The 9777-nt window shown below is 63.3% G+C and carries 8 protein-coding genes; 2 read left to right on the forward strand and 6 right to left on the reverse strand.

Features of this window, described 5'->3' with window-relative positions; translation table 11 throughout:
- Positions 1-236 precede the first annotated feature (236 nt).
- On the forward strand, positions 237-1892 hold the full coding sequence (locus AC3WJP_RS04335; RefSeq protein WP_493719988.1) for an electron transfer flavoprotein-ubiquinone oxidoreductase: 1656 nt from the start codon (positions 237-239) through the stop codon (positions 1890-1892).
- A gap of 48 nt (positions 1893-1940) precedes the next feature.
- On the opposite strand, the gene AC3WJP_RS04340 is transcribed toward AC3WJP_RS04335, so the two are convergent.
- Positions 1941-2834: an AraC family transcriptional regulator gene (locus tag AC3WJP_RS04340; protein WP_493719989.1), complete on the reverse strand. Its 894-nt coding sequence runs from the start codon at positions 2832-2834 to the stop codon at positions 1941-1943.
- Positions 2835-3008: 174 nt separating this feature from the next.
- Here AC3WJP_RS04340 and AC3WJP_RS04345 point away from each other — a divergent pair, with 174 nt between their 5' ends.
- On the forward strand, positions 3009-4061 hold the full coding sequence (locus AC3WJP_RS04345; protein WP_493719990.1) for an NAD(P)-dependent alcohol dehydrogenase: 1053 nt from the start codon (positions 3009-3011) through the stop codon (positions 4059-4061).
- Positions 4062-4403: 342 nt separating this feature from the next.
- Here AC3WJP_RS04345 and AC3WJP_RS04350 read toward each other — a convergent pair whose 3' ends face one another.
- The 5 genes from AC3WJP_RS04350 to AC3WJP_RS04370 all read right to left on the reverse strand — a co-directional run bounded on the left by AC3WJP_RS04350 (position 4404) and on the right by AC3WJP_RS04370 (position 9579).
- Positions 4404-5201 carry an IclR family transcriptional regulator gene (locus AC3WJP_RS04350; protein ID WP_493724589.1) on the reverse strand — a complete coding sequence of 266 codons (798 nt, stop codon included), beginning with the start codon at positions 5199-5201 and terminating at the stop codon, positions 4404-4406.
- Between the two features lie 72 nt (positions 5202-5273).
- Positions 5274-6617, reverse strand: coding sequence for an MFS transporter (locus tag AC3WJP_RS04355; protein WP_493724588.1), 1344 nt, complete (start codon positions 6615-6617; stop codon positions 5274-5276).
- A 131-nt stretch (positions 6618-6748) separates the two neighbouring features.
- Positions 6749-7897, reverse strand: a complete 1149-nt coding sequence (dgoD, locus tag AC3WJP_RS04360) for a galactonate dehydratase (RefSeq protein ID WP_493724587.1) — start codon at positions 7895-7897, stop codon at positions 6749-6751.
- A 34-nt stretch (positions 7898-7931) separates the two neighbouring features.
- Positions 7932-8579 carry a 2-dehydro-3-deoxy-6-phosphogalactonate aldolase gene (locus AC3WJP_RS04365; protein ID WP_493724586.1) on the reverse strand — a complete coding sequence of 216 codons (648 nt, stop codon included), beginning with the start codon at positions 8577-8579 and terminating at the stop codon, positions 7932-7934.
- On the reverse strand, positions 8572-9579 hold the full coding sequence (locus AC3WJP_RS04370) for a 2-dehydro-3-deoxygalactonokinase (protein WP_493724585.1): 1008 nt from the start codon (positions 9577-9579) through the stop codon (positions 8572-8574). The genes AC3WJP_RS04365 and AC3WJP_RS04370 overlap by 8 nt, the downstream gene beginning before the upstream one ends.
- Between the last annotated feature and the right edge of the window lie 198 nt (positions 9580-9777).

Raw genomic sequence — 9777 nt, forward strand, 5'->3', positions numbered from 1 at the left:
CGCACCATAGGGTCAACCAGCGAAACTGGCCGGTCACACCTGCTTCGCCCTGATTATCCGGGGGATGGTTAATTTCAAACAAACGTTTGTATTGGACCTCTGCGGTGGTGTAGATATAATGCGCAACCTGGAAAGCCTGCCGTGTAGTCCATCATTACCCGCGCTACAGCGGAGGTTGATGACAGCAGGCGTCCCTCTAATTAGAAAAACCGATGAGCCTTGAACAGGAGATATCCGTGGAACGCGAATTTATGGAGTTCGACGTGGTCGTGGTCGGCGCTGGCCCGTCCGGCCTGTCCGCCGCCTGCCGCCTGAAACAGCGAGCCAACGAGGCCGGCCAGGAGCTGAGCGTCTGCGTGGTCGAAAAAGGCTCTGAAGTCGGTGCCCACATCCTTTCCGGCGCGGTGTTCGAACCCCGTGCGCTCGACGAGCTGTTCCCGGACTGGAAGGAGCTCGGCGCGCCGCTGAACACTCCGGTCAAGCGCGACGACATCTATCTGCTCAAGAGCGCGGAGGGGGCCAGCAAGATTCCCGACGCCTTTGTGCCCAAGACCATGCACAACCAGGGTAACTACATCATCTCCTTGGGTAACCTGTGCCGCTGGCTCGCGCAGCAGGCCGAGAACCTCGGGGTGGAGATCTACCCCGGCTTCGCCGCTCAGGAAGCCTTGATCGACGACAACGGCGTAGTCCGCGGGATCATCACCGGCGATCTGGGTGTCGACCGCGAAGGCAACCCCAAGGAAGGCCTGTACACCCCTGGCATGGAACTGCGCGGTAAATACACCCTGTTCGCCGAGGGCTGCCGCGGGCACATCGGCAAACAGCTGATCGCCCGCTACCAGCTCGACAACGAATCCGACGTCCAGCATTACGGCATCGGCCTCAAGGAAATCTGGGAAGTCGACCCGGCCAGGCACGAGCAAGGCCTGGTGGTACACACCGCCGGCTGGCCGCTGGACAACGACAACCAGGGTGGCTCCTTCCTTTATCACCTGGAGAACAACCAGGTGGTGGTCGGCCTGATCGTCGATCTGTCATACAGCAACCCTTACCTGTCGCCATTCGACGAGTTCCAGCGCTACAAGCACCATCCCGTCATCGCCCAGTATCTGCAGGGCGGCAAGCGCATCAGCTACGGCGCTCGGGCCATCTGCAAAGGCGGCCTGAACTCGTTGCCGAAGATGGTTTTCCCCGGCGGCGCGCTGATCGGTTGCGACCTTGGCACGCTCAACTTCGCGAAGATCAAAGGCAGCCACACCGCCATGAAGTCCGGAATGTTGGCCGCCGAGGCGGTGGCCGATGCGCTGCTGGCGGGCGGTGAAGGTGGCGACAAATTGCAGGGCTACGTCGATGGCTTCAAGGCGAGCTGGCTGCACGACGAGTTGTTCCGCAGCCGCAACTTCGGCTCTGCATTGCATAAATACGGCACCTTCATCGGTGGTGCGTTCAACTACATCGACCAGAACTGGTTTGGCGGCAAGCTGCCCTTTACCCTCCACGACACCAAGCCGGACTACGCTTGCCTGAAGCTCGCCGCCGACTCACAGAAAATCGCCTACCCCAAGCCCGATGGCAAGCTCAGCTTCGACAAGCTCAGCTCGGTGTTCCTCTCCAGTACCAACCACGAAGAGGAACAACCCTGCCACCTCAAGCTCAAGGACCCGAGCATTCCGATCGGCACCAACCTGCCGCTGTACGACGAACCCGCGCAGCGCTACTGCCCGGCCGGCGTTTACGAGGTGATCACTCAAGAAGATGGCGAGAAGCGTTTCCAGATCAACGCCCAGAACTGCGTGCACTGCAAGACCTGTGACATCAAGGATCCTTCGCAGAACATCACCTGGGTCGCCCCGGAAGGCGCGGGCGGGCCGACTTACCCGAACATGTAAACGCCCTTGCTCGAGAAGCCCCCACAACCTGGTGTTGCGGGGGCTTTTTCATGGCAGTTGCACAGCTTCCTGGCCGGGATTGCGCTCGAAATAACGCTTGTACTCGCGACTGAACTGCGAGGAGCTCTGATACCCGACCCGATGCGCCACCTGTGCCACCCCTAGCCCCTCGGCGGCCAGCAGTTGCTGCGCCTTGAGCAAGCGCAGGCGCTTGAGGTACTGCAACGGCGACAGATCCGTGGTGCGCTTGAAGTGCTCGTGGAAGGTCGACGGACTCATGTTGGCGAAACGCGCCAAGGTCGCAACGTCGAGGTTGTCGCTGAAATGCTGGTGCAGGTGATTGAGCGCAGCCGCCACCCGCGCCATCTGCCCCTGTTGTTGCACCAGCGCGCGCAACACACCTCCCTGGCTGCCGCGCAAGGCTGCGAACAGCACTTCGCGCAGCCGCGCACGACCCATGATCCGCAACTCGAGTGGGTCCCGCAGACACTGCAGCAAGCGTTCCACCGCCTCGCGCATGGGCGCATCGAGCACCGCCGAGACCATCGACGCCGGTGTCTGCGCCTGTGCGGCCGGCGCGCCCTCCTCGCCCATTTCCAGCACCAGCTCGGCAAGCATGGCGCGATCGAAGCGGATGTACACCCCCAGCAGCGGCTGCTCCTGGCTGGCGAAGGTCTCGTACTCGAACGGCACCGGCAGTGCTTGCACCAGGTAGTGCCCGGCGCCGTACTCCAGGGTGCGGCCTTCGAGATAGGCAACCTTGCTGCCTTGAGCGATGACGATCAGGCTCGGCTCGTAGATTTGCGGGCAGCGCGCGACATGGCCATAGGCGCATACCAGTTGCACGTCGGGCAGCAAGGTGGGGATAAAACCGGAATAGGTTGCCAAGGGCTGAATCAACGACACCATTGTGGCGTTGGCATCAAGGTGACGGGTCAACATGACAAGAGGCTTACCAGAGGATTGGACATGCCCATGATCGCAGATTTCAATAAAGCGACTGGCTGAATCGTTTGACTTTCGGAGGAATGGACAAGGCCGCCGGAGGAATCGCCATGGTCGCGATTCCGCCAGGAGGGGACAATGGGCGGCTAAATCTGCTGCATAGGTATCACCATGTTCACTGCAATCGGCTACGCCGCTCAAACCGCTACCAGCCCACTGGCGCCCATGAAGTTCGAGCGTCGCGCCCTGCGCGCCGACGATGTCTCTATCGAGATCCTCTACTGCGGCGTTTGCCACTCCGACATCCACCAGGCACGCAACGAGTGGGGTATCGCCATGTACCCGTTGATGCCGGGCCACGAGATCGTCGGCAAGGTCACCGCCGTCGGTGCCAGCGTCAGCGGGTACAAGGTCGGCGATACCGTCGGCGTCGGCTGCATGGTCGACTCCTGCGCCCACTGCGCGGCGTGCAAGGCGGACCTGGAGCAATACTGCTCCGAAGGCCCGACCATGACTTACGCCACCCCCGATCGCATCGACGGCACCACCACCATGGGCGGCTACTCGAACGCGATCGTGGTCAGCGAGCGTTTCGTCGTGCGCATCCCGGCCAAGCTCGACCTGGCCAGCGCCGCGCCGATCCTCTGCGCCGGCATCACCACCTACTCGCCGCTCAAGCACTACGGCGTCAAGGCCGGTGACAAGGTCGGCATCCTCGGCATGGGCGGCCTGGGCCACATGGGCATCAAGTTCGCCAAGGCCATGGGCGCGGAAGTCACCCTGTTCACGCGCTCCGCGGCCAAGGCCGAAGAAGCCCGTCGTCAGGGCGCCGATCATGTCATCGTGTCGACCGATGCGGCGCAGATGGCGGCCGCGACAGAACGTTTCGACTTTCTGCTCGACACCATCCCGGTGCAGCACGACCTCAACCCCTACCTGGACACCCTGCGCTTCGACGGCGTGCACATCCTCGTGGGCCTGATCGAACCGATCGACCCTGCGGTGCATGCTGGCAAGTTGGTGATGAAGCGCCGAGTGCTGGCGGGGTCCTTGATCGGCGGCATCGCCGAGACCCAGGAAGTGCTGGATTTCTGCGCCGAACACGGCATCACTTGCGATATCGAAATGCTCGATATCCGTCAGATCAATGAAGCCTTCGAGCGCATGATCCAGGGCGATGTGAAGTACCGTTTCGTCATCGACATGGCAACGCTGAAGGCGTAATCAGTACCGGCCTCTTCGCGGGCAAGCCCTGCTCCTACAGGTGTACGCCGCGGGGGCTGTGCACACTGTGGGACTTTGCTGGGACGTGCTGCCCTGATATTTGCGTCGGCAGTACCGGCCTCTTCGCGGGCAAGCCCTGCTCCTACAGGTGTATGCCGCGGGGGCTGTGCACACTGTGGGACTTTGCTGGGACGTGTTGCCTTGATATTTGCGTCGGCAGTACCGGCCTCTTCGCGGGCAAGCCCTGCTCCTACAGGTGTACGCCGCGGGGGCTGTGCACACTGTGGGAGCAGGGCTTGCCCGCGAAGGCGCCCGGACAGACACCACCGCAACAACGGCAACTCAGCCCCCCAATTCGGCACTGATGCTACGCGCAGCCTTCTGCACCAGCGGCGTCAGTTCGCGCATCTTCTCCAGCGGCATATAAGGCACCGTGCCCGCGACACTGATGGCCGCGACGATCTGCCCGCCCACCTCGCGAATCGGCGCGGCGACGCAGCGAATCGATGGTTCGTTATCCTCCAGATCGAAGGCATACCCCCCCGCCACATAAGTCTGCATCCGCTCCAGCACCTGCGCCCAGGTCTGCTCGACATGATTGGGTCGGCCGCTGTGCACCTCCCCCACTGGCAGACTGCTCAAGTACAGGCGCTGCCATTCCTGCTCACTGCTGTCGAGCAGCAGCGCCTTGCCGATCCCGGTGCGAGCCAACGGCATGCGATGGCCGACCCGCGAACGCATTTCCGGGCCGTTGCGGCCGGGGTTCTTGTGCAGGTAGAGCACTTCGTCGCCATCGCGCACCGCCAGGTGCACGGTGTCGCCGGTGAGCTGCGAGAGCTCGTCCAGATACCCGGTGGCCAGCGCCACCAGCGGCACTTCCTCGCGCGCCTGAAAGCCCAGCTCGATCAGCCGCGGCCCCAGCAGGTAACCCACTTGCGGCAACACCCGCAGGTAACGCTCTTCCACCAGGCAACTGGCCAGCCGGTGCGTGGTGCTGCGCGTGGTGCCGATGTGCTGGGCGATCGCCTTGAGATCACGTGCGCCCGCCGCTACCGCCTGCACTACGGCGAGGCCGCGCAACAGGGTTTGCGTCCCTGTCGGCGGCGTGTCTTTGCCTGGTCTGGATGCATCATCCTGCATGAAAACGCCTTGTCTGAGCCGATGAAAATGCCCGCTCATTATGGGCATCTGCTACTCGGAGCACCAGCCGGCTCACGGACGCGGCTCGGACTCGCCCGGCAGCACGATGCGTTCGACCTTGCCTACCAGCAAAATGTACGACAGCGCCCCCACCAACGCCGTCACGGCGATATAGGTGATGGCCGGGGCGAAGGAGTCGCCGGTGGCCAGAAAGCCGATGACGATGGGCGTGCTGATCGCCGCCAGATTGCCGATGAAATTGAACATGCCACCGGTCAGCCCCAGCAACCGGGCGGGCGCCAGGGTCGAGACCAGCGACCAGGTGATCGAGGCCAGGCCGTTGCCGAAGAACGCCAGCGCCAGGCAAGCGATCACCAGCGGTGTGGAATCGACGAAATTGGCACCGATGATGGCCGTCGAGATCAACAGACCGCCAATGATCGGCAACTTGCGCGCCAGGCCGATACTGGCACCGCGACGGATCAACCAGTCGGAAAAGAACCCCGAGCACAGCACCCCGACAAAGGCCGCCAGAAACGGCACCGATGCCAGCAGGCCGGACTTGATGAAGTCCATGCCGCGGTACTTCACCAGGTAGGTCGGGAACCAGGTCAGGAAGAACCACAGGGTCGAGTTCAGGCAATACTGGCCCAGGTAGATGCCCCACAGCTTGCGCTGCGACAGCACGATGCCTAAGTCGCGCCAGCTGAAGGCGGCCTTGGTTTTCGCCGCCTTGGCCTGCATGTCCACTAGCCCGCCACCCTCCTGGATCAGCGCGACCTCGGCATCGTTGACCCCACGAAAATCCCGCGGCTCGCGGTACACGCAATACCACACCCCGGCCCAGACGACGCCCAGCACGCCTGTGCTGACGAACACCATGTGCCAGCCGAACGTCTGCTGCAGCCAAGCCAGCACCGGCGTCAGGAACGCCAGCCCGACGAATTGCCCGGAGGTGTAGAAGCCAATGGCGGTGGCCCGCTCGCGCTCAGGGAACCAGGTCGTGACCACGCGGCTGTTGATCGGGTAGGCCGGGGCCTCCAGCGCCCCGACCGCCAGGCGCAGCACGAACAGCGCGACGAAGCTGCCCGCAAAGCCGAGCATCACCGTGGCCAGCGACCACAACGCCAGCGCCAGGCTGTAGAGAATACGCGGCGGCACCCGATCCACCAGCCAGCCACCCGGGATCTGCATGGCCGCGTAGGTCCAGCCAAAGGCCGAAAACACCAGGCCGACATGCACCGGGTCGATCCCCAGCTCGCTGGTGAGCGCGGGCGCGGCGATGGACAGATTGCTGCGGTCCAGATAGTTGATCACCACGGTGATGAACAGCAGCACCATGATGAAGAAGCGCTTGCGACTGGGCGTGGCCAAAGTCGCCGCCGAGGCCGAAGCGGCCAGGGTTCGAGTCTGCATCGCACATACCTCTTGTTATTTTTGTGTAGCGAGGGGGCTTGCCCCCGATATCGGTGCATCAGGCGCATCGGTGGTGCTGATTCAATTATCGGGGGCAAGCCCCCTCGCTACGCAGCAGGTGTCCGGCCCCGTTACCACTCGGCGAAACTGCCATCGGCATGACGCCAGATCGGGTTGCGCCAGCGGTGGCCGATGGCAGCGCGTTCCTTGACGTACTCCTCGTTGATTTCGATACCCAGGCCCGGGCCGTTGGGGATCTTCACCATGCCGTTGTCGTAGTCGAACACCTCGGGACGAGTGACGTAGTCGAGCAGGTCGTTGCTCTCGTTGTAATGGATGCCCAGGCTCTGCTCCTGGATGAAGGCGTTGTAGCAGACCGCGTCGAGCTGCAGGCAAGCCGCCAGCGCGATCGGCCCCAGCGGGCAGTGCAAGGCCAGGGCGACGTCATAGGCTTCGGCCATATTGGCGATCTTGCGGGTTTCGGTGATGCCGCCGGCATGGGAGGCGTCCGGCTGGATGATGTCGACATAGCCTTCGCTCAACACGCGTTTGAAATCCCAACGGGAAAACAGCCGCTCGCCCAGGGCAATCGGCGTATTGGTCAGCGGCGCCAGTTCCTTGAGCGCCTCGTAGTTCTCGCTGAGCACCGGTTCCTCGATGAACATCAGCTTGTAGGGATCGAGTTCCTTCATCAGCACCTTGGCCATGGGCTTGTGCACCCGGCCATGGAAGTCGACGCCGATGCCGACGTTCGGCCCCACGGCATCACGCACGGCCGCGACGTTGGCCAGGGCCAGGTCGACCTTGTCGAAGGTGTCGAGAAACTGCAGCTCTTCGGTGCCGTTCATCTTCACTGCGGTAAAGCCCCGGCCCACCGCTTCTTTGGCCGCGCGGGCGGTATCGGCGGGGCGATCGCCGCCAATCCAGGAATACACGCGGATACGGTCACGCACTTGCCCGCCGAGCAGATCGCTGACCGATACGCCCAGGGCCTTGCCCTTGATGTCCCACAGCGCCTGGTCGATACCGGCCAGGGCGCTCATGTGGATCGCCCCGCCACGGTAGAAGCCGCCGCGATAGAGCACGGTCCAGATGTCTTCGATGTTGCGGGGGTCCTTGCCGATCAGGTAGTCGGACAGTTCGTCGACGGCGGCCGCCACGGTGTGCGCACGCCCCTCGACCACAGGCTCGCCCCAGCCGCTGACGCCTTCGTCGGTCTCGACCTTGAGGAACAGCCAGCGCGGAGGAACGATATAGGTGGTGAGCTTGGTGATTTTCATCGTTTATTTCTCTTGTCGATGTTCTGGAGATTCTTCAGTTTTGCAGGGCGTTCCAGGCGGCCACATAGGCGCGGGCTCGTTCGCCCACTTCGGCGGCGCTCATGCCCGGCTTGTACAGCCCGGAGCCGAGGCCGAAACCGGCGACCCCGGCTGCCACAAACGCGTCCATGTTGTCCGGGGTGATGCCACCCACCGGCACCAGCCGCGTGCCCTTGGGCAGCACTGCCAGCAGCGCCTTGACCACCGCCGGCGTCAGTGCCTCGGCGGGGAACAGCTTGAGCACATCGGCGCCGGCCGCTAGCGCTGCGAAGGCTTCGGTGGGGGTCACTACACCGGGCGCCAGGTACATGCCCTGGGCCTTGGCGGCGCGCAATACAGCCGGGTCGCTGTGGGGCATGACGATCAACTGGCCACCCGCTGCCTTGACCTGCGCCACCTGGGCCGGATCCAGCACGGTACCGGCGCCGATCAGGCAGTCGGCCGGCAACAGCTCGCGCAGAATGCTGATGCTCTGCAGCGGTTGTGGGGAATTGAGCGGCACCTCGATGATGCGCAGGCCCGCGCCATACAGCACCTCGCCCATGGCTGCGGCTTCACTCGGTTGCAGGCCGCGCAGGATGGCGATCAAGCCATTGTTGGCAAGGGCCTGAGCCAGAAGATCGTTGCTATGAATGTCAGGCATGTCGAAGATCCTTGAACGAAGAAGTGACCAGCCCGGCCGCGCAGGCCAGGCTCCATAAACCCCGCTCGGTGGCCTGGGGGGCACGGCTCACGGTGCTGAAGCCGACATCGACCAAGGCACGCTGATAACGCTCGCACAGCGCATCGCTGCCGATCAGCACCACGTCGGGCAGCTGCGCGCCCGATGCCTGGCGACGTTGAGCCTCGGCCACCGCCCGCAGTTCGTGGCCGATCATCAAGCCTGAGAGGTAATCGCCCTGCTCCGCGCCTGATAACTGCCCGGTGAGGCCCAGGGTGCGGGCGCTGAACAGGTTGGAGAGGACACCGAGATCGCCAGCGGCAGACAGCGCCACCTGTACCCCGCAGTCGAATGCCTGCAGATCGAAGCGCTCGCTGCGCTGTTGAGTGCGGCCGAGGATCGAGTGGGCGCACAGCAGCCCAAAGACCTCGCCGGTCATGAAGGTATCGAAGTGCTGGATGCGGCCCTCGACCACCTGGACCCATTTCGAATGGGTACCCGGCAGGCCGATCAGCAGGGGCGCGTCACGGCGTTCGGCCGGCAGGTCTTCGAGCACGCCGAGCACCTGGGTTTCCTCGCCGCGCATGACGTTAGGCAAGCGCGAATGCTGAATCACCCCGGGCACCAGATAGACATCGACACCGCGCTGGCTGCGCAGCCGCTGCAACTGGCCGCCGAGGCCGGAAACCTGAGTCGGGGTTGGACAGTACGGGACTTCCCGCCAGCCTTGCGCGCTGCCGACCATGCCGCAGGCGATCACTGGAATGCCGGGCTGGGCGTCGAGCCAATCGCCACAGGCTTCGTCGAAGGCCAGTTCGAAGCGGTCGTCACACAGCTGGCCGTGAATGACCCGTGGCGTGTCGGGCAGGGCCATGATGCCGTAGGACAGGCCACGCTGGTCGAGCACCGTACCGGCCGCGCCAAGTTTGTAAGCTCGCAAGGACGTAGTCCCCCAATCGAGCGCGATCAATTGCGCCTGCATCGCTTCACCTGAGTTGTTATTGACAGTGAGGTCGTGGAGCACTGGCGACGACTATAGCGCTGACTTGGAGATAATCTCAATATATAAATACACATCCCATATTTAGGGATGTAATCACAAAATCAAGTAGGAGGCGGGTTCACACCCGCCGTCCTCTCACACCACCGTACGTACGGTTCCGTATACGGCGGTTCAGGC

The sequence above is a fragment of the Pseudomonas sp. GW821-FHT01A09 genome, from assembly GCF_058986725.1.

Excerpts from the sequence above, each read along its gene's own strand:
- AC3WJP_RS04370 (WP_493724585.1), bottom strand. The coding sequence starts at position 9,579 with ATGCAGGCGCAATTGATCGCGCTCGATTGGGGGACTACGTCCTTGCGA.
- AC3WJP_RS04355 (WP_493724588.1), bottom strand. The coding sequence starts at position 6,617 with ATGCAGACTCGAACCCTGGCCGCTTCGGCCTCGGCGGCGACTTTGGCC.
- dgoD (WP_493724587.1), bottom strand. The coding sequence starts at position 7,897 with ATGAAAATCACCAAGCTCACCACCTATATCGTTCCTCCGCGCTGGCTG.
- AC3WJP_RS04365 (WP_493724586.1), bottom strand. The coding sequence starts at position 8,579 with ATGCCTGACATTCATAGCAACGATCTTCTGGCTCAGGCCCTTGCCAAC.
- AC3WJP_RS04350 (WP_493724589.1), bottom strand. The coding sequence starts at position 5,201 with ATGCAGGATGATGCATCCAGACCAGGCAAAGACACGCCGCCGACAGGG.
- AC3WJP_RS04340 (WP_493719989.1), bottom strand. The coding sequence starts at position 2,834 with ATGTTGACCCGTCACCTTGATGCCAACGCCACAATGGTGTCGTTGATT.
- AC3WJP_RS04345 (WP_493719990.1), top strand. The coding sequence starts at position 3,009 with ATGTTCACTGCAATCGGCTACGCCGCTCAAACCGCTACCAGCCCACTG.